This window comes from Actinomycetota bacterium, assembly GCA_030776725.1.
GTDB lineage: Bacteria > Actinomycetota > Nitriliruptoria > Nitriliruptorales > JAHWKO01 > JAHWKW01.
In genome coordinates, this window is the sequence record JALYHG010000265.1 from 1 (window position 1) to 18,242 (window position 18,242).

An 18,242-nucleotide genomic window follows, 5' to 3' on the forward strand; every position below is an offset into this window, starting at 1 on the left:
TCCGGGTGCACACCCGCAACCACGGCGGCGTCGAGCAGCACATCCGGCTGCCGCGTGAGCGGTACTACAAACCGCGGTCGCTGTACTCGATCCGCGTCGAGGAGCCCATCTTCGAGGGTGACGTCGACGACCACCTCGCCGTCCGCATCGCTGCGTTGCCGCACGACGCCGACGGTCCCGAAGAGGCGGTCGACAGCTACACGCGCGAGTTCGAAGGCGACCCGCAGTCGTGGCTGGGGCGGTACGGGCCGCAGGACGCGACCGGACCCGAACACCTCGGTTTCTGGCAGGTCTACTACCACATCGAAGCCCCCGATGAGTCGTGAACCAGTGACCTCGACCGCGCGTGCCTGCCCGCCCCCAGTGCCCAGGGAGCCGAGCCGATGAGCGACCGCGAGCAGACGCCTGACCGGCTGACACCGACCGGTTTGGAAGACGCCGTTGACGACGAGCCGACGCGGCGACCCACCGGGACCGCCCCCTTCGGGGGGGCGCCGGCGTCAGGCGACGACGCTCCCGCCTCGACCGCTCCGTCGCAGCAGCCCGCGGGCGGCGGCCCCCCTGCCCGATCACGGCGACGCCGGCTCGTCCGCAGCCGTGACGACCGCGTGATCGCCGGGGTCTGTGGAGGCATCGCCCGCTATCTGGGCGTCGACTCCACGATCGTGCGGGTCGTGTTCGTCGTCGGGGCGTTCGCGTTCGGCCCTGGCCTGGTGGCCTACCTGGTCCTGTGGATCGCCATGCCCAACGAACCCCGTTGAGAGATCACAGCTGTTCGCGGGTGTAGGCGGTCGACAACGAGTCGGCGTACTCGTTCCAGCGGTTCCCGGCGTGTGCGGGGATCCACTCGATGCGCAGCTCGGGACGCTCCTGGAACCGGCGGTACGCCTCCTTGACGAGATCCAGGTTGGAGACCTCGCCGGCCTTGCGGGTCCAGCCGCGTCTCTCCCAGCCGGCGGCCCACTTCGTGATCGTGTCGTGCACCAGCCGACTGTCGGTGTACACCGTCGCCTGCGTCGCCGGGGGCACGAGATCGCAGCCGCGGATCACGGCTGTCAGCTCCATCCGGTTGTTGGTCGTGTCGGGATCGTGGCCGTGGTCCTGTGCGACGACCTCACCGCCCACCACGTACACCGCCCCCCAACCACCCGGCCCCGGGTTGGGGTTGGCGCTGCCGTCGGTGAACACACCGCTGTCCGGACCGCCGCTGTACCGCGACAGCACCTCGGCCAGCGTCAGGTTCTCCTCGACAGCACGTCGCGGCATGTCGCCTCTGGCCTGCCCCCCGGGAGCGCCGGACACCTCCCGGTGGCACGACCGGCAGTACCGCGGGGTCCAGCCCGGGTACCGGCTGCGCACGTCGTCGGGGACTGCGAAGCTCGTGCCACAGCGTTCGCAGGTCAAATCCGACATGGGGCCAGGGTAAACAGTGGCGGCTGCCCGGCTCTACTCCCCCGGTGTCGTTCCCGCCTCCTGCGGTGACGTCTCGACGGGCGGCTCGGACCGTCGTGCCTGCTGCAGCCGACGCTCGATCTCCTCGTCGGGGAGCGGGTGGCGCACCGACATGACGGTCGCAACCGTCAGCACGACGGCGACCAGGACCAGCGGCGCCCACGGGGGGATGTGCACGACCGTCCACTCCGGCAGGTGGACCCGTCCCGCGTCTTGGAGGTGGACCAACTCCTCGTAGATCAGCTTCACCCCGACGATCCCCAGGATCAGCGCCAGGCCGATATCCAGGTAGCGGAAACGCGCGACCAGGTCCGCCAGGAGGAAGTACAGGGCACGCAGTCCCAGCAACGCCATCGCGTTGGACGAGAACACCAGGAAGGTGTTGCGGGTGATCCCGAAGATCGCCGGGATGGAGTCCACGGCGAAGATGATGTCGGTCGTCTCGATCACCACCAGCACGGCGAACAGCGGCGTGGCCAACACAGCTCGGCGGCTGGAGCGGTGCCCGATCTCCTCCTCGGTGAGCTCGGACCCGCGCACGAACAGCTTCTGACCGTGGAAGCTGTGGGTCATGGGGATCACACGTCGGACGAGGTTCAGCACGGGGTTCTCAGCCGGGTCGACCTCGACCCCTTCGTGTGTGGCGAGCCGGTAGGCGGTGTAGATCAGGAAGCCCCCGAACAGGAACGCCACCCACGAGAACCTCGCCAGCAGAGCCGCGCCGAGGGCGATGAACAGACCCCGGAAGACGAACGCGCCGAGGATCCCGTAGAACAGGACCCGGTGCTGGTACTTGTTGGGGACGCGGAAGTAGCTGAAGATCAGGACGAAGACGAAGAGGTTGTCGACCGACAGGCTCTTCTCGATCAGGTACCCGGTGAGGTACTCCTGTGTGGCCTGTGCACCCATCCACGCCCAGACCACGACCGCGAACAGCAGTCCGAGCCCGATCCACGCGGCGGACGCCACCGCCGCCTCGCGGGTGGCGACCCGATGTGCCTCGCGGTGGAACACCAGCAGGTCGAGGAGGAGGAACGACACCGTCGCGCAGAGGAACGCGACCCACGCCCACAGCGGGACATCACCGGTCGCGGACTGCTGTGCGAGGATCGCCCCGATCTCCGGGGCGGCCGCGTGTTGCACCCGTTACGAACGGTCGGCGGCGACCTCGCGGTCGAGCCGCAGCTCCTGGGGAGCGAGGCGCTGGCCGAACCACTGCTTGGAGTAGCGGCTGGGGAGCCCACGGCGGAGGAGGAACTCCACCGGTTCCGCTTCGAGGTCGAACCCGACGGCCAGCTCGCACTGGTCGCAACGGTACTTGCCGAGTCCCTGCTGGGTCGCGACGAGGTACTGCGTCCCGTCGCAACGGGTGCAGGGCCGCTGGTTGGGGACGGTCCGCTCGAGGGTGCCGGTGTCGTTCATGTGACTCACCGTACCTGCGACCTCCGTGTCGGGTCCCGGTCGTTCGAACGAAGGTTCCCTGTCCCGGGCGTGGTGGTGCCGGAGCGTCACCGAGTCTAGGCAACCGCCGGCGTCACGGATCACACCGTTGACAGACGTACGCCCGCGCCCCCGTATCGAGGCGGACCAGGTGCAGCGTGCGTCCTCGTGGGCCGCGTCGGGGGCGTCCCACGTCGCGCCAGAAACGCTCCACGTCCGCGTCGACACCGTGGGTGCGGATCTCGACCGGGACATCGCCGTGCGTCGCCAGCCACGCGCGAACGGCGCGGGCGCGCAGCGGGAGCTCGGCTTCGACCGCCCACGTCCGCCACCACGGTGACGGGTCGGGCCGCTGGCCGACCGACAGCAGCGCCCGATGGCGAGCGATGCGCCAGCCGCCGAAACCTGCGCCGAGCGCGTCATGGAGGCGGGCGCGGACCGCGGCGGGCGCGCACTCGACCAGCCAATCCCCGGCTGGCCGGACCGGTAGATGCTCGGCGTCGCGGTTGCGTGACCAGGTCAACGGCGGAGCATCGGCACGCAGCAGCGTCGCGGTGGCGATCTGCCCGTTGGAGCGCAGCCCACGACCCCACACCACCGCTTCGACCAGTTCGGGACCGACCTGGATGAACTCCAGCTCCCCCGACGGAAGATCCGGATCTTCCAGCGACACGGCAGGCGACAGCACCACGGCGTACCCGGGTGCCGCCGCCAGCACCGGCTGCAACGCATCCAACGGCGGGTCGTAGGCAGCCAGTCGTCGGGCCCGCCCACGAGGGCCACGCCGCGAGGGATCCACGTGCACCACGACGTCAGGTCGCGTCGGAGGACGTCGCGCGTCGCCCACCACCGGCCGGACCGCAACGGCCCGGACCGTGGCGTTGTGCCGGGCAAGGACCACGCGGGCCTCGTCGCGATCGACGGCGGCGACGACGCTTCCCTGGGCGGCGATCGCCAGCGCGTCACCGCCGACGCCGCTGCACAGGTCCGCGACGAGCGGGGCGTCGCGGAACCGGGTCGCACGCCACGCCGACACCGCCGGGTGGCTCGCCTGTTCCAGCGCGTGCGGTGTGAACAGCAGGGCGTCGGCGTCGTGGTGGACGCGCCTGGCTCGGCGACGCGCGTCCGCGCATGCCATCACAGCGGCGCCGTAGGTCGGGTTCAGCCCATCCGCACGCAGGTCCGACCCGACCTGGAGAGGGTCCTCGCCCCGATCGAGTCGTTCTGTGGCGTCCGCGACCGCCGCCAACCCCTGGGGACCAGCGACCCAACGAGCGACGTCGGGCGGGAGCGAACCGCTCACCGGACCGCCACAACCGGCCTCGGACGCACCTGCTCCCTCGACTTGCGCGGGTTGTCGCCTAGTCTGCCTGATGCGTGCCGCTGCGGGCGGCCACGAACCGGGCGAGATGGAGGCGACGCACCGATGGCAGCACCGAGGAAGTCCGCGGGGAAGAAGACGGCCGCCCAGAAGACCACGGCCAAGAAAGCCACAGCCAAGAAGGCTGCGACGAGGAGAGCGTCGGCGAAGAAGGCCGCCAAGAAGGGCGCGGCGAAGCAACCGTCGGTGCGTTCAGCGGCGGCCAAGGCCCGCGGCGCGGCCGAGGACATCTCGGTCGTCGTCACCAGTAGGGTCAAGCAGACGCTGAACAACCTCGACATGCGCATGGACAGCGAGCTCGTGCACGAGGTCAACCGGCGGGTCCAGGACATGCTGACCCAGGCCGCGGACCGTGCGAGGTCCAACAAGCGCAGCACCGTCCGACCGCACGACCTGTGAGGCGACACCGGACCGGGTGACGCGAGGCGCTGCGCCGCCCTGATGTTCACGCACGTCGCCCCCGCGGCCACGTCGATCGACGGTCGGCCGGTGGGATCACTCCGGTCACGGCAGCGGTCGCCGCCCACCGTTCCTACCATGGGATCCGCATGGAACTGCTCCGCTTCGATGGGCCACTCGACGAGACGCTGGTCGAGCCGGTCATGGTCGTGGCGTTGGACGGGTGGACCGACGCGGGCAGGTGCGGGTCGTTGGCGGCGGAGACCCTGCAGGCGCAGTGGCACGCCCAGGTCGTGGCGTCCTTCGACGGCGACGCCCTGTACGACTACCGCGACCGGCGTCCGATCCTGTCCATCGATCGTGGGATCCTCGGCGAGCCGACGTGGCCGTCGCTCGACGTCTTCCACCTGCACGCCGGGGCGGACAACGACGTGCTGCTGGTGCAAGGCGGTGAGCCGGATTTCGCCTGGCAGCAGCTGTGCGCCGACATCGTCGAGCTCGCCACCCACACCGGTGCGCAGCGCTACGTGGGGTTGGGAGCCGTGCCGGCACCGGTCCCCCACACCCGCCCGACCCGGCTCGCGACGACCGGGAGTGACGAGGAGCTGCTCGACCGGTTCGGGCGGCCCCACGAGCGGTTGACGGTCCCGGCGTCCTGCCAGGTGATCATCGAAGCGGCCCTCCGCGACGCGGGTCTGCGCACGTTGGGCCTGTGGGCGCGCATCCCCCACTACGTCGCCGGCGAGTACCCCGCCGGGGCGTTGGCGCTACTCGACGAGCTGGCCACGGTCATCGCGTCGGGCCTGGACCTGTCCGAGTTGCGCGCCGACGCCGACGCACACCGTCAGCGGCTGGATCTCGCGGCGGGGAGCAGCGACGAGATCTCGTCGCACATCCAGCAGTTGGAGACCGCCTACGACGCCGATGTCGAGGCCGAAGCCACCTTCGGACCGCTGCCCAGCGGCGACGAGATCGCCGCGGAGTTCGAGCAGTTCCTGCGGCGCCAGAGCGAGCCTGACGACCACTGATCGGCTGGGCGACCGATGAGCCCGAGCGGGCGTCCACGTCGGCGGACCTACCCTTCGAGCGCATGGCGGCAGGTTCGGCGGGAACGGGATGATCCATGGTCGATCCGCGCGATGTCCTGCGCACGCTGGGTCGCCACCTGTTGACCGAAGGCTTCGACTTCGTCCTGGATACAACAGCGAGCCACGGGGTGTGGCTCGTGGACGCCCGCGACGGCAGCGAGCACCTCGACCTGTTCTCGTTCTTCGCCTCGAACGCACTGGGGATGAACCACCCTGCCCTGGCCGCCGATGAGGAGTTCCGTGCGTCGCTGACGGACGTCGCGCTGAACAAACCGTCGAACTCCGACATCTACAGCGTGGAGCTCGCCCGCTTCACCGACACGTTCGAGCGCGTCCTGGGCGACCCGGCGCTGCCCCGGTACTTCTTCATCGAAGGCGGGGCCATGGCGGTGGAGAACGCGCTGAAGGTCGCGTTCGACTGGAAGTCACAACGCAACGAGCAGGCGGGCCGCTCACCCGACCTCGGGACGCGGGTGCTGCACCTGCAGGGGGCGTTCCACGGCCGTAGCGGCTACACCATGTCGATCACCGACACGGAGCCGATGAAGACCGCCCGGTTCCCCCGGTTCGACTGGCCACGCGTACCGGTTCCGGCCGTGCGCTTCCCGCTCGACGACCACCTGGCCGAGGTGGAGCACGCCGAGGAGCGAGCGCTTCAAGAAGCCGCCGCAGCGTTCGCCCGGTACGCGCACGACATCGCGTGCTTCATCGCCGAACCGATCCAGGGGGAGGGTGGCGACAACCACATGCGCGGCCTGTTCCTGCAGCGGATGCAGGACCTGTGCCACGAGCACGATGCGTTGTTCGTCCTCGACGAGGTCCAGACGGGCGTCGGCCTGACGGGTTCGCGCTGGTGCTACGAGCAGCTCGGCCTCGAGCCGGACATCGTCGCCTACGGCAAGAAGGTGCACGTCGGGGGGATCATGGCCGGGCGGCGCGTCGAGGAGGTCGCGTGGAACGCCTTGCGGACGCCCTCCCGGCTCAACTCCACCTTCGGTGGGAACCTCACGGACATGGTCCGCGCCACGCGGATCCTGGAGGTGCTCCACGCTGACCGGCTGGCCGAGCGGGCGGCCGCGTCCGGGAAGGTCCTGGTCGAACTGCTCACGGAACTCGCCGCCGAGCACCCGCAGATGGTCGGCAACGTCCGCGGGCGTGGCTTGATGTGCGCGTTCGACCTGCCGGATCGCTCGACCCGCGACGCGGTGCGCCAACGGCTGTTCGACGAGGAACGCGTGATGATGCTCGGCTGCGGTGAACGCAGTTTGCGGTTCCGTCCTCCGCTGACGATCGAGGGTGACGAGCTCCGCGTCGGAGTCGACGCGATCGACCGGATCCTCGCCCGGCTGTGACGCAACGCCCGCACCGAACCGGCGGACGCAGGCCTGCGCTACGGTGCCGCGGACCCACCCAGGGGCGAGTATGCGGATCGCCGTCACCGGCTCGATCGCCAACGACTACCTGATGCGGTTCCCCGGCCGCTTCAGCGAGCTGATCATCGCCGACCAGCTGGATCGGCTCTCGCTCAGCTTCCTGGTTGACGAGCTCGAGGTGCGGCGCGGTGGCGTCGCGGCGAACATCTGCTTCGGCATGGCGCAGCTCGGTCTCCGCCCCGTCCTGGTCGGAGCCGCCGGGCACGACTTCGCCGATTACCGCGCCTGGCTCGAGCGACACGGCGTGGACGCACACTCGGTGCACATCTCCGACCTGAAGCACACCGCCCGCTTCCACTGCACGACCGACATCGACAACCGCCAGATCGCGTCGTTCTACGCCGGGGCGATGGAGGAAGCCCGGCTGATCGAGCTGGCCCCGGTGGTCGAGCGCCTCGGGGGGATCGACCTGGTGGTGATCTCGCCCAACGACCCCCACGCCATGTTGCGCCACACTGACGAGGTCCGCCGAGCCGGGATCGCGTTCGTGGCTGACCCGAGCCAGCAGCTGGCCCGGATGGCGGGCCCCGAGATCCGCCGGCTCGTCGACGGCGCGGCGTACCTGATCACCAACGACTACGAACGCACGATCCTGGAGTCCAAGACCGGCTGGTCACACGCCGAGGTCCTCGCACGGGTCGGGGTCTGCGTCACCACACACGGACCCAAGGGCTGCGAGATCGAGACCGCGGGGCGGCCGGCGTTGCACGTGCCGGCGTGCCCGGAGAACGAGGTCGTCGACCCCACCGGCGTCGGGGACGGCTTCCGGGCGGGGTTCCTGACCGCCCACGCCTGGGGTCTGACCCCGCAACGCTCGGCGCAGACCGGGAGTCTGCTGGCGACGCTCGTCCTCGAGTCGGTCGGTACCCAGCAGTACGTGGTGGAGCCCAACGCGTTCTTGGAGCGCCTGGCACGCGCGTACGGGCAGGACGCCGCCGACGACGTCGCCCCCCACATCGCAACCGGCGTCTGACCGGCTCGGGTCGGCGGACCGCAGACGCGGACGTTCGGACGCCCCGCCGACGTTGGCCTTGGAGTCGACTCCAACCCGTAGTGTGGGTCGCGTGAACCTCTCACGCGAGCACAGCAGATCCCACTGGGATGCTGTCCAAGATGCCATCGGGGCCAAAGTCGACGCGGGGGAGTTGGTCCCGGCCGAGGTACACGAGGCGATGCTCGAGGATCTGTCCTCACGTCTGACCCATGCGCAGGATGTGATCGACCGGATCACGGCGGCGAACGACAAGCTGATGCGCCACGTCGAGGCGGCTCGGGGTCGTATCCGTGAGCTCGACGATGAGAACGAGTCCCTGCGCGCCCAACTGCGACGTCGCGATCACGGACGCAACGACACGTCGAACGACAGAGAACCTGGCTCCCGGCCGTTGTAGTCTCGTGATGATCCACTGACTGCGGCCAGCCGTGGACGGTGAAGGGAGCCGCGATGGAGCGCCTGTCCGGACTCGACGCTGCCTTCCTGTACGGCGAGACGCCCAGCGTCCACATGCACGTGGCGTCCGCGATGCTGTTCGATCCGTCGACGGCAGACGTGGACTACTCCCTACAGCGGGTGCGCGACACCGTCCAGGCCCACCTGCACGAGATTCCCACGTTCCGGCAGCGGTTGGTGTTCGTTCCTTTCAACGTGCATCACCCGGTGTGGGTCAACGACCCCGGCTTCGACCTCGAGTACCACATCCGGTCCGCGACGCTGCCCGGCGCCGGCGGCCTCGACGAGCTGGCCGACTTCACGGCCGACGTGATCAGCCGGCCCTTGGATCGCGACCGGCCGCTGTGGGAGATGTGGTACGTCGATGGGCTCGAGGACGGCCACATCGCCGTGGTCACCAAGATCCACCACGCCGCGATCGACGGCGTCTCTGGCCGCGAGATCGCGACCACGCTGCTGGACACCGACCCCGATCCCGAGATCAGCGCATCGCAGGAGACGTTCGAACCCGAGCCGATCCCGTCCGACCTGCACCTGTTGGCGCGTGCCGCCGCCGACCGGGCGAGCCTGCCCGTCGAGCTGGCCGAGACCGCCTACCGCACCGTCCGAGGCGCGCTGAAGCTGGGCGCTCTGGAGTTCCAAGCCCGACGAGATGACAGCGATCAGCCCAACGGCGACCGGCCGCCGGCACCGTTCACCGCCCCGCGTACGCGTTTCAACGCGTCGATCACCCCCCACCGCCGGGTGGAGTTCGTCTCGTGCGAACTCGACGACATCAAGCAGGTCAAGCGCGCGTTCGACGTCTCGTTCAACGACGTGGTCCTGGCCGTCTGCGCCGGAGCCCTCCGCCGCTACCTCGCCCAGCACGGCGAGCTCCCCGGCGAGGACCTCGTCACGTGGGTCCCGATCGCGGTCCGCGCTGGTGGCGGCGACGCCCAGCGCAACGCGGTATCGGCGATGATCACCTCGCTGGCCACCGCCACAGCCGACCCGGCCGAGCGTCTGCGTCGGGTGTCGCGGAGCGCTCAGATCGCCAAGCGGCAACACCTGGCGATCGGCGCGACCACGTTGACCGACTGGGCGGAGTTCGCCGCCCCGGCGATGTTCGCGCGGGCCGCCCGCCTGTACTCGGCCACCGGGATGGCCGAACGGCACCGGCCCTTGTACAACGTCGTGATCTCGAACGTCCCCGGGCCCCGGCGGTCGCTGTACTTCGCCGGCGCCGAGCTGCTCAGCTACTACCCGATGGGTCCGATCATCGACGGGGGCGCGCTCAACATCAGCGTGGTCAGCTACCGCGACGGGCTGTTCTTCGGGCTGGTCACCTGCCGCGAGACCGTCCCGGACGTGTCCCGGTTGGGCGAGTACCTCGCCGACAGCCTCGCCGAGCTGGTGGAGGCCGCCCCGACCGACGGATCGTCGTGACCGACGGCACCGGTCGACGATGGACGTGTCATCGTGCTCGGCGGGTCACGCCAGCCGCTCGACGACCCAGTCCACACAGGCGGTGTAGGCCACGACGTCCTCGAGCGTGACGGACGGGAACATCCCGACCCGCAGCTGGTTGCGACCGAGCTTGCGGTAGGCGCCGGTGTCGACGATGCCGTTGCGGCGCAGGACGGCGTTGACATCGTCAGCTGTGACCCCGGCGAGGTCGATCGTCCCCACGACGGCGGAGCGTGCGGCGGGGTCGGCGACGAACGGGGTGGCGTAGTCGACCTTCTCCGCCCAGCCGTACAGGTGATCCGCCTTCGTGGCGCACTGGTGGGTCGCCCACTTCAAGCCTCCGCACTCCAGCAACCACTCGACCTGCTCCACGGCGAGGAAGACCGTGGCGATGGCCGGCGTGTTGTACGTCTGATGCTTGCGGGAGTTGTCGACGGCCGTTCGCAGGTCCAAGAACGCGGGGACGTACCGTTCGGCGCCCAGCTCCTCGATGCGCGCCAGCCCCGCCGGTGAGACGAGCGCGACCCAGAGTCCCCCCTCGGACCCGAAGCCCTTCTGCAGACTGAAGTAGTACACGTCGGCCTGGGAGACGTCGACCGGGAGCCCCGCCGCGCCCGAGGTCGCGTCCACCACCACCAGCGCGCCGCCGTCGGGACGGATCACGTCCATCGCGACCCCGGTGGAGGTTTCGTTGTGGGTGACGACCTGGACGTCGACGCCGTCGTGGCCGATCAGATCCGGCCGGGTCCCCGGGTCTGCCGCGACCCGCACGGGGTCGTCGAGCCAAGGCGCAGCCGCGATCGCAGCGGCGAACTTGCCCGAGAACTCGCCGAAGACGTAATGCAGGCTGCGGTGGCGCACCAGACCGAACGCAGCGGCGTCGAACAAGGCGGTCGCCCCGCCGACCCCGAGCACGACCTCGTACCCGTGCGGGAGGTCGAAGAGGGTGGCCAGGCCCTCCTGCAACCGCGTCACGAGGCCACGGACGGGGGCCTGCCGGTGCGACGTGCCCAGCAGCGCGACGCCGCGTTCGGCCAGAGCAGCGACCGCCTCGGGTCGGACCTTGCTCGGCCCGCTCCCGAAGCGACCGTCGCGTGGGAGCAGCTCACGGGGGATCGTGAGATCGATCATGGCGACTCCTCTGCGGGCTCGAGGACGCGACGCGCAGAGCGCCACGGCGTCATCGATGAGGCGGGACGTTGAAGTGAACCACCCGACGTCCGCCGGGGGCCAGCTGGCCGGTGGTTATCCTGCGGCGACCTGCCTCGAGGGATCGCGATGCCCGATACCACCCTGGCCGCCCGTGTCCGTCGCATCGAGGCTTCTGTGACGCTCGCGGTGACGGCCAAGGCTCGGGCGCTGAGAGCCGCCGGTGAACCGGTGATCGGCTTCGGTGCCGGAGAGCCGGATCTTCCCAGCCCCGACCACGTCGTCGAGGCGGCACAGCGCGCGTGCGCCGACCCGGCGATGCACCACTACAGCGCTGCTCCGGGACTGGGCAGCCTGCGCGAGGCCATCGCCGAGAAGACGGCGCGGGACTCGGGACTGGAGGCGTCCCCGGCCACGGTCGTGGTGACCAACGGTGCCAAGCAGGCCCTGTACGAGACGTTCCAGGTCCTGCTCGACCCTGGGGACGAGGTGCTGCTGGTGGCCCCGTACTGGGTGACCTACCCCGAGCAGATCGCACTTGCCGGAGGCCGGACCGTCGTCGTGCCGACCGACGCCGGCTCCGGGTACCGGGCCTCGGTCGAGGAGCTCGACGCGGCCGTCACCGACCGCACCAAGGCGTTGATGTTCGTCTCGCCATCCAACCCCACCGGCGCCGTCTACCCCCCCGAGGAGGTCGCCGCGATCGGTCGGTGGGCGGCGGGGCGCGGTCTGTGGGTGGTCACCGACGAGATCTACGAGCATCTGGTCTACGGCGATGCCCGATTCGTGTCGATGCCGGTGGTGGCCCCGGAGGTGGCCGACCACTGCGTGGTGGTCAACGGCGTCTCCAAGACGTACTCGATGACGGGGTGGCGGGTCGGTTGGCTCATCGCCCCGGTCGAGGTGGCCGACGCGGCCGCCACCGTCCAGAGCCACCTGTCCAGCAACGTCGCGAACGTCGCCCAGGCTGCCGCAACCGCCGCGCTCACCGGCCCCCAGGACCGGGTCGCCGAGATGCGCGTCGCCTACGACCGGCGGCGGACCGTGACCGTCGACCGGCTGAGGGCGATCGACGGAGTCGTCTGTCCCGAGCCCCACGGTGGCTTCTACGTCTTCCCGGACTGTTCGCGGTTGCTGGGGATGGAGTTCGGCGGCCGTCGGGTCGACTCCACCGTCGAGCTCGCCGAGGTCCTGCTAGACGTCGCCAAGGTGGCGGTCGTCCCCGGCGAGGGCTTCGGCGCCCCGGGGGGCCTGAGGATCAGCTACGCGCTCGGCGACGACGAACTCATCGAAGGGCTCGAGCGGTTGACGCAGGCGCTGGCCCGGTAGGCGTCAGCTTCCCAGGTCGGTATCCGGCCTGTCCTCGCGCGGCACGAAGCGCAGCCAGGCGAAGCCCACCGCACCGGCCACCAGCGACGCGGCGAAGATCCCGAGCTTGGCGCTCGCGGCGAGGTCGGGATCATCGAACGCCAGCGCCGTCACGAACAACGCCACGGTGAACCCGATGCCGGCCAGCAGTCCCAGGCCGAACACCTGCCGCCATCCGGTGCCGTCCGGCAGGCGTGCGACGCCCAGTCGCACGCCGAGCCACGCCGCGGCGGTGACGCCGATCACCTTCCCGACCAGCAGACCCAGGAACACCCCGACGACGACCGGATCGCCGACCGCCCCCCCGAGCGCCTCCCCCGAGATCCGCACCCCAGCGTTGGCGAACGCGAAGATCGGGACCACGACGAAGCTGCTCCACGGCGCGAGCTTGTGCTCGAGACGGTACAGTGGTGAGACCGACTCGTGAGCGAGGCGCTCGACGTCGCCTAACAACGCCTGCGTGCGTTCCGTGATCCGGACGTCCTGAGGTTGACCGGGGTCGCCGCTGTACGCGTCGATGCGTTCGATGAGCCGACGAGCAGCCGGCGCGAACTCCTCGGGTCGGTAGAACGACGCGGTCGGCGTGAGCAGACCCAGCGCAACGCCGGCGATGGTGGCGTGCACACCGGACTCCAGCATCGCGAGCCACACCACCGTCCCGGCGACGATGTAGAGCAGCCCGGCGCGGACGTGAACACGCTGCATGACGACGACCAGCAGGAGTCCGGCCACCGCAACAGCGAGCCACCGTGCCGACACGTCGGCGGTGTAGAACACCGCGATGACCAGGATCGCACCGATGTCATCGACGATCGCCAGCGCCAGCAGGAACAGTTTGGCGCTGACCGGGACCCGGGTGCCGACCAGCGACACCACCCCGATGGCGAACGCGATGTCCGTCGCCATCGGGATCCCCCACCCGCGGCTGGCGGGGGTGCCGGCGTTGAACGCGACGTAGATCAGCGCCGGGACCACCATGCCGCCCAACGCGGCCAGTGCGGGGAGGGCCGCGGCGCGCGGGTCGCGGAGCTCGCCGACCACGAGCTCGCGTTTGATCTCGAGACCGACCAGGAAGAAGAAGATCACCATCAACGCGTCGTTGACCCACTCCTGCACGGTGTGGTCGAGCAGGCCGATCCGCCCCAGCTGGATCGCGAGCTGCGTTCCGATCAGCGCCTCGTACGACGCGCTCCACGGGGAGTTGGCCCAGATCAGCGCTGCCAGCGCAGCAACGAGCATGACGATCCCGCCGGACGCCTCCGTGCGCATGAACTCGATGACGGGCTGGACGACCGCTGTGGGCACCGTCCGAGACGACTTGGACCAGCTCGGCCGGATGGCGCTGGGCAGGCCCGCCCGCTCGTCGTCGGGCGGGCTGTTCGGCGACATGCGCTGCGGATCCGTCAAGGCGTCAGACGAGGAAGCGGATCTCGCCCTCGGAGGCGCGCAGCACCGCGTGGACCGCCTCGTGGAGCTTGCGGTGCAACGAGCGGAAGCGGAGCGCCTCCTCGTCGACCTCGTCAGCCTCGCTGGGAGCGTCGCTGTCGTCGACCGCGAGGTCTGCCAGGGCCGCGTCCCAGTCTGTGGCCTCTGCTTGGACCTTCAGTCGCATCTCTGGAGCCTGCAGAAGAGCCCGATCGAGGTCCTGCACGATCGTGATCACGACGTCGGTGCTGGTCACCACCCCCGGCGTGGACAGCAGGTGCAGTGCCTGCAGCTTGCGCATCGCCATCGCCGCGATCAGCGTCGGGTCGCCGAGCTCCTCGACGGCGGAATCGATCTCACGCAGGTCGATCAGCACACGCGAGGGGACATCGAACCAAGCGCGCAGCGTGGTGAACAGCTCCTGCGTGACGTCGTGCAGCGCCAGCAGCTCGTCGGGTTTGGGGATGGTCTCCACGGCCCGACGCTACCCGACGCCGTGCCTCAGGCGGGCGTCCCTGGCTCGAGCAGCCGGACCTCGTTGCCGTTGTCCACGTCCGGGCAGTCGGGGATCGGCAGGTCAGCCTGTTGTCCCTCCGGCAACGACAGCGACGGGTGCGGGCCTTCGGGTCGGACCTCGACGTAGTCGTCCCAGTCCACGCAGGCGTAGCGCACGGTCCGTTCCGGCTCCTCGCCGGTGAACCGCGGTTCGAAGCGGGTCACCGGAACGAGCCGCTCGGTCGCCGGGAGCGACAACGCGTCGCGGACGTCGTCGGCCTCGGTCTGTGCTGCCTGCTGCACCACGATGTAGCGGCTCTGGAACAGGGTCCGGGCCTCGCCCGCCGCCTCGGCGTCGCGCAGGACCGCGTACCCCTCCTGGAACCCTGCGAGCGCCTCCAGCAGCAACACCATCCCGACCTGGGCCTGCCCGCGTGGTTCATCGGCTCCTGCGGCCAGCTCCGGGGTCTCCGCCGCGGCCGGAGGAGGCAGCGGGGCGACCACCAGGCCGGCCTGCTCGTAGGCGGACAGGAACGTGTAACCCTCTCGCATGGTGCGGTACGCGGACGCGACCGCCTCGACGGCGTCGGCCACAGGGGTCCGCGCCTCGGATGCCTGCGCAACCAGCGTCTGTAGCTCGGGATCGATCTCCTCGAGCTGGATGGCCGCACCGACGAAGTCGCCGGTGATGTCACCCCACGTGGCGTCGGGTGACACGGTCGCGTCCGGGAGCAGCGGGACGTCAGCGACCTGATCCTCGATCGCGACCAGGGCGTCCACCAGCTCAGCGTCGCTGGGAGCGGCCCGCTCCGCCTGCTGCACCGCGACCGCCGCGAACCCGGCGACGACCACCAGCGCCACGGCTGCCGCGAGCGGCCGTTCCAGCCGTTGGCGGCTCGAACGGGTGCGGACCGGTTCCGCCTGCATCAGCCCGGTGATCATCTGGTTCCTCCCCGGCCCTCCGTGCCCCCACGCATAACAGTAGACGAACATAGCAACTCCACCGCGCTCACGCGACACCCTTATGGGACCCGTGGCGCTCGCCACCTCACGACCGGCCGAACGTGTCGATGATCGCGGAGAGGTTCTCGGAGATCCGCCCCGTGGGGACCCGGTACCAGGCACCGCCGAGGATGACGTGGTCGACCCGCTCCGCGTAGGCATCCAGACGGTCGCGGACCTCATCGGGGGTGCCGGCCACCGCGTACCGCTCGACCACATCGTCGGGGACCGCGGCGATCAGCGCGTCGAGGTCGTGACCGGTCGTGGCCCACACCCGGCGCAGGTCCCCGGTGAGGTGGCCGTCCCCCCCGGAACCCAACACCCGGCGGTAGTTGGGAGTGGTGCCGTAGAAGGCGATCTGGCCCTTGGCCTCACGGACCGCCGTGTCGCGGTCATCGCTGATGCAGACGATCAGCGACGTGCACACCGTGAAGCTGTCTCGGGGACGGCCGGCTGCGGCGAGCGCCTCGTCGATCCGTGGCCGCTGGAGGTCCAGGAACTTCAACGACGTGAAGGGATGGCCGAGCCAGCCGTCGGCGTGCGTGGCCGCTGTTGCCGTCATCACGGGTCCCACCGCAGCGACGTACACCTCGGGCATGGGGCGACCCGCAGCGGGCGACGCCCCGCCGAGAGGGCCGCGCAACACACGGTAGATGTCCCCATCGAAAGTCACATCCTCGCCGCGACGCTGGCGCCACACCGTCCGCATCGCTTGCACGTACTCGGCCATCCGGGCGGCGGGCTGGTCGAACGCCGCGGAGAACCGCTCCTCGATGATGCGACGGACCTGGCTGCCCAGACCGACGACGAACCGGTCACCCGACAGCTCGTTCAGGTCCCCCATCGCGGTGATCGTCGGCGACCGGGGGAAGGCCAGCGTGACGTTGGTACCGATCCGGATCCGGTCGGTGTGCTGAGCCAGGACCGTGGCGGCCACGATCGAATCGCTCGTGGTCTCCGAGACCCACACCGCATCGAAGCCGCGCCGCTCGGCATCCCGGGCGAGGTCCACGATGACGGGGTGCGGGCCGCCGATCGCCAGCCCGCGCGTGGCCGTCACGGGAGGCCGAGCGTCGAGCGCACAACGGCAGCGATCCGGTCAGCGACCGCTCGCGCGTCGTCCTCGGTGTCGGCCTCGACCATCACCCGGACCAGTGGTTCGGTCCCCGACGGACGCACCAGGACCCGCCCGTCGTCGCCGAGACGTTCCTCCTCGGACCGGACGGTCTCCCACACCGCGGCGGCGTCGGCCAGCCCGCTCCTGTCGGCGACGGCCACGTTCACCAGCACCTGCGGCAGGCGCTCCATGACGGTGGCCAGCTCGGCGAGCGACCGTCCTGACTGCCGCATCGCGCTGAGCAGCTTGACGGCGGTCAGGACGCCGTCACCGGTGGTGGCCTCGTCCAGCTGGATGATGTGCCCGCTCTGTTCGCCGCCGAGCACGGCATCGTGCCGGCGCATCGCCTCGAGCACGTACCGGTCGCCGACGCGGGTCTCGATCACGTCGATTCCGAGGCGCTGCATCGAGCGCTTGAACCCGAGGTTGGTCATCACCGTGGTGACGACCCGGTCGCCGCTCAGGCGCCCCGCCTTCTGCCGCGCTTGTGCGAGGATCGCGAGGATGATGTCGCCGTCGATCAGGTCGCCGTCGGCCGTCGCGGCGATCAACCGGTCAGCGTCGCCGTCGTGGGCAAACCCGACGTCGGCGCGGTGTTCGCGGACGGCTGCGGTGATCACGTCCGGATGTGTCGAGCCGACCCCCGCGTTGATGTTCGCCCCGTCGGGGGCGCAGTGGACGGCGGCGACGTCCGCCCCCAGCCGGCTGTAGACGAGCGGAGCGATCGTGCTGGCCGCACCGTTGGAGGCGTCGACGACGAGCCGAAGGCCGGTGAGGTCCTCCTCGGCGGCCTGAACGAGGTGCTCGACGTAGGCGGTCGTGCGCGTCCGGTCGTCGACGATGCGTCCAACCGCCGTCCCCGTCGGACGCGGCAGGTCGTCGCGACGCATCAGCTGCTCGATCCGGTCCTCGTCGTCGTCGGCGAGCTTGTAGCCGTCCCCGGCGAAGACCTTGATCCCGTTGTCGCCGACGGGGTTGTGCGACGCGCTGATCATCGCTCCTGCGGCGACGTCGGATCTCTCGGTCAGGTACGCCAGACCTGGGGTGGGCACGACCCCGACCGTGATCGCGTCGCCGCCCGCTGCGGCGATGCCCGCGACGAGCGCCGCCTCGAGCAGCTCCCCTGACCAGCGCGGGTCGCGCCCGACCAGGACCGCGGGGCGGCGCACGCCGTCCTCGCGGAGCTTGGTCACCACTGCCCGACCGACCGACAGGGCCAGCTCGGGCGTCAGCTCGGTGTTGGCGACGCCACGGATCCCGTCGGTCCCGAAGAGCTCGCTCACGCGGACCTACCGCTTGGAGAACTGCGGGGCCTTGCGCGCCTTCTTCAGCCCGTACTTCTTGCGCTCCACGCGACGAGCATCGCGGGTCAGCAGCCCAGCTTCCTTGAGCGGCTTCCGCCAGTCGTCGTCGAGCTCGGCGAGCGCCCGCGCGATGCCCAGCCGCAGCGCCCCGGCCTGACCGGTGATGCCGCCGCCGTTGATGTGGGCGACGACGTCCCAGCGGCCCTGCTGTTCGACGACAGCGAGGGGCTCGACGGCGTGATGGCGGTGCTTCTCCGTGCGGAAGTAGTCCTCCAGCCCGCGGCCGTTGAGCG

20 protein-coding genes are annotated in these 18,242 nt (G+C 70.2%); 9 read left to right on the top strand and 11 right to left on the bottom strand.

What is annotated here, in order from left to right; translation table 11 throughout:
• A partial coding sequence (locus M3N57_12840; GenBank protein MDP9023557.1) for a hypothetical protein occupies window positions 1-326 on the top strand: 326 nt, incomplete at its 5' end.
• 57 nt (window positions 327-383) lie between these two features.
• Complete coding sequence (locus tag M3N57_12845) at window positions 384-761, top strand: PspC domain-containing protein (GenBank protein ID MDP9023558.1); 378 nt, start codon at window positions 384-386, stop codon at window positions 759-761.
• A gap of 4 nt (window positions 762-765) precedes the next feature.
• Here M3N57_12845 and M3N57_12850 read toward each other — a convergent pair whose 3' ends face one another.
• From M3N57_12850 to M3N57_12865, 4 genes are all read right to left on the bottom strand, one after another.
• Window positions 766-1,413, bottom strand: coding sequence for a ribonuclease HI (locus M3N57_12850; protein ID MDP9023559.1), 648 nt, complete (start codon window positions 1,411-1,413; stop codon window positions 766-768).
• A gap of 33 nt (window positions 1,414-1,446) precedes the next feature.
• Window positions 1,447-2,595, bottom strand: a complete 1,149-nt coding sequence (locus M3N57_12855; GenBank protein ID MDP9023560.1) for a TerC family protein — start codon at window positions 2,593-2,595, stop codon at window positions 1,447-1,449.
• A 3-nt stretch (window positions 2,596-2,598) separates the two neighbouring features.
• A complete protein-coding gene (locus tag M3N57_12860) occupies window positions 2,599-2,874 on the bottom strand; it encodes a hypothetical protein (protein ID MDP9023561.1) in 276 nt (91 codons plus the stop codon).
• Window positions 2,875-2,986: 112 nt separating this feature from the next.
• The gene (locus tag M3N57_12865) at window positions 2,987-4,195 is read right to left on the bottom strand and encodes a hypothetical protein (GenBank protein ID MDP9023562.1); all 1,209 of its coding nucleotides are present in this window, start codon (window positions 4,193-4,195) and stop codon (window positions 2,987-2,989) included.
• Window positions 4,196-4,318: 123 nt separating this feature from the next.
• Between M3N57_12865 and M3N57_12870 the strand changes: the two genes are divergently transcribed.
• From M3N57_12870 to M3N57_12895, 6 genes are all read left to right on the top strand, one after another.
• A complete protein-coding gene (locus M3N57_12870; protein ID MDP9023563.1) occupies window positions 4,319-4,672 on the top strand; it encodes a hypothetical protein in 354 nt (117 codons plus the stop codon).
• Window positions 4,673-4,821: 149 nt separating this feature from the next.
• Window positions 4,822-5,700 carry a PAC2 family protein gene (locus M3N57_12875; GenBank protein MDP9023564.1) on the top strand — a complete coding sequence of 293 codons (879 nt, stop codon included), beginning with the start codon at window positions 4,822-4,824 and terminating at the stop codon, window positions 5,698-5,700.
• Window positions 5,701-5,795: 95 nt separating this feature from the next.
• Window positions 5,796-7,112, top strand: a complete 1,317-nt coding sequence (gene lat, locus M3N57_12880) for an L-lysine 6-transaminase (GenBank protein ID MDP9023565.1) — start codon at window positions 5,796-5,798, stop codon at window positions 7,110-7,112.
• 70 nt (window positions 7,113-7,182) lie between these two features.
• Window positions 7,183-8,166 carry a carbohydrate kinase family protein gene (locus M3N57_12885; GenBank protein MDP9023566.1) on the top strand — a complete coding sequence of 328 codons (984 nt, stop codon included), beginning with the start codon at window positions 7,183-7,185 and terminating at the stop codon, window positions 8,164-8,166.
• A 91-nt stretch (window positions 8,167-8,257) separates the two neighbouring features.
• Window positions 8,258-8,584: a hypothetical protein gene (locus tag M3N57_12890; GenBank protein MDP9023567.1), complete on the top strand. Its 327-nt coding sequence runs from the start codon at window positions 8,258-8,260 to the stop codon at window positions 8,582-8,584.
• A gap of 53 nt (window positions 8,585-8,637) precedes the next feature.
• On the top strand, window positions 8,638-10,068 hold the full coding sequence (locus M3N57_12895; GenBank protein MDP9023568.1) for a wax ester/triacylglycerol synthase family O-acyltransferase: 1,431 nt from the start codon (window positions 8,638-8,640) through the stop codon (window positions 10,066-10,068).
• A 45-nt stretch (window positions 10,069-10,113) separates the two neighbouring features.
• Here M3N57_12895 and serC read toward each other — a convergent pair whose 3' ends face one another.
• A complete protein-coding gene (serC, locus tag M3N57_12900) occupies window positions 10,114-11,220 on the bottom strand; it encodes a phosphoserine transaminase (GenBank protein ID MDP9023569.1) in 1,107 nt (368 codons plus the stop codon).
• A 147-nt stretch (window positions 11,221-11,367) separates the two neighbouring features.
• Here serC and M3N57_12905 point away from each other — a divergent pair, with 147 nt between their 5' ends.
• Entirely contained in the window at window positions 11,368-12,567 is a 1,200-nt protein-coding gene (locus tag M3N57_12905) for a pyridoxal phosphate-dependent aminotransferase (protein ID MDP9023570.1), read from the top strand.
• Between the two features lie 3 nt (window positions 12,568-12,570).
• Here M3N57_12905 and nhaA read toward each other — a convergent pair whose 3' ends face one another.
• The 6 genes from nhaA to rpsI form a co-directional block, all read right to left on the bottom strand.
• Window positions 12,571-13,995, bottom strand: a complete 1,425-nt coding sequence (gene nhaA / locus M3N57_12910; protein MDP9023571.1) for a Na+/H+ antiporter NhaA — start codon at window positions 13,993-13,995, stop codon at window positions 12,571-12,573.
• 22 nt (window positions 13,996-14,017) lie between these two features.
• Window positions 14,018-14,506: a hypothetical protein gene (locus M3N57_12915; GenBank protein ID MDP9023572.1), complete on the bottom strand. Its 489-nt coding sequence runs from the start codon at window positions 14,504-14,506 to the stop codon at window positions 14,018-14,020.
• Between the two features lie 26 nt (window positions 14,507-14,532).
• Window positions 14,533-15,468: a hypothetical protein gene (locus M3N57_12920; GenBank protein ID MDP9023573.1), complete on the bottom strand. Its 936-nt coding sequence runs from the start codon at window positions 15,466-15,468 to the stop codon at window positions 14,533-14,535.
• A 106-nt stretch (window positions 15,469-15,574) separates the two neighbouring features.
• The gene (locus M3N57_12925) at window positions 15,575-16,588 is read right to left on the bottom strand and encodes an LLM class flavin-dependent oxidoreductase (protein ID MDP9023574.1); all 1,014 of its coding nucleotides are present in this window, start codon (window positions 16,586-16,588) and stop codon (window positions 15,575-15,577) included.
• On the bottom strand, window positions 16,585-17,928 hold the full coding sequence (gene glmM / locus M3N57_12930) for a phosphoglucosamine mutase (GenBank protein ID MDP9023575.1): 1,344 nt from the start codon (window positions 17,926-17,928) through the stop codon (window positions 16,585-16,587). The genes M3N57_12925 and glmM overlap by 4 nt, the downstream gene beginning before the upstream one ends.
• Window positions 17,929-17,934: 6 nt before the next feature.
• The coding region (rpsI, locus tag M3N57_12935) for a 30S ribosomal protein S9 (protein MDP9023576.1) at window positions 17,935-18,242 on the bottom strand (308 nt) is incomplete at its 5' end.

Bases quoted from the DNA above. Each gene is read 5' to 3' on its own strand.
- M3N57_12845 (MDP9023558.1), top strand. From the start codon at position 384: ATGAGCGACCGCGAGCAGACGCCTGACCGGCTGACACCGACCGGTTTG.
- M3N57_12850 (MDP9023559.1), bottom strand. From the start codon at position 1,413: ATGTCGGATTTGACCTGCGAACGCTGTGGCACGAGCTTCGCAGTCCCC.
- M3N57_12860 (MDP9023561.1), bottom strand. From the start codon at position 2,874: ATGAACGACACCGGCACCCTCGAGCGGACCGTCCCCAACCAGCGGCCC.
- M3N57_12870 (MDP9023563.1), top strand. From the start codon at position 4,319: ATGGCAGCACCGAGGAAGTCCGCGGGGAAGAAGACGGCCGCCCAGAAG.
- M3N57_12875 (MDP9023564.1), top strand. From the start codon at position 4,822: ATGGAACTGCTCCGCTTCGATGGGCCACTCGACGAGACGCTGGTCGAG.
- lat (MDP9023565.1), top strand. From the start codon at position 5,796: ATGGTCGATCCGCGCGATGTCCTGCGCACGCTGGGTCGCCACCTGTTG.
- M3N57_12885 (MDP9023566.1), top strand. From the start codon at position 7,183: ATGCGGATCGCCGTCACCGGCTCGATCGCCAACGACTACCTGATGCGG.
- M3N57_12895 (MDP9023568.1), top strand. From the start codon at position 8,638: ATGGAGCGCCTGTCCGGACTCGACGCTGCCTTCCTGTACGGCGAGACG.
- serC (MDP9023569.1), bottom strand. From the start codon at position 11,220: ATGATCGATCTCACGATCCCCCGTGAGCTGCTCCCACGCGACGGTCGC.
- M3N57_12905 (MDP9023570.1), top strand. From the start codon at position 11,368: ATGCCCGATACCACCCTGGCCGCCCGTGTCCGTCGCATCGAGGCTTCT.
- nhaA (MDP9023571.1), bottom strand. From the start codon at position 13,995: ATGTCGCCGAACAGCCCGCCCGACGACGAGCGGGCGGGCCTGCCCAGC.
- M3N57_12920 (MDP9023573.1), bottom strand. From the start codon at position 15,468: ATGATCACCGGGCTGATGCAGGCGGAACCGGTCCGCACCCGTTCGAGC.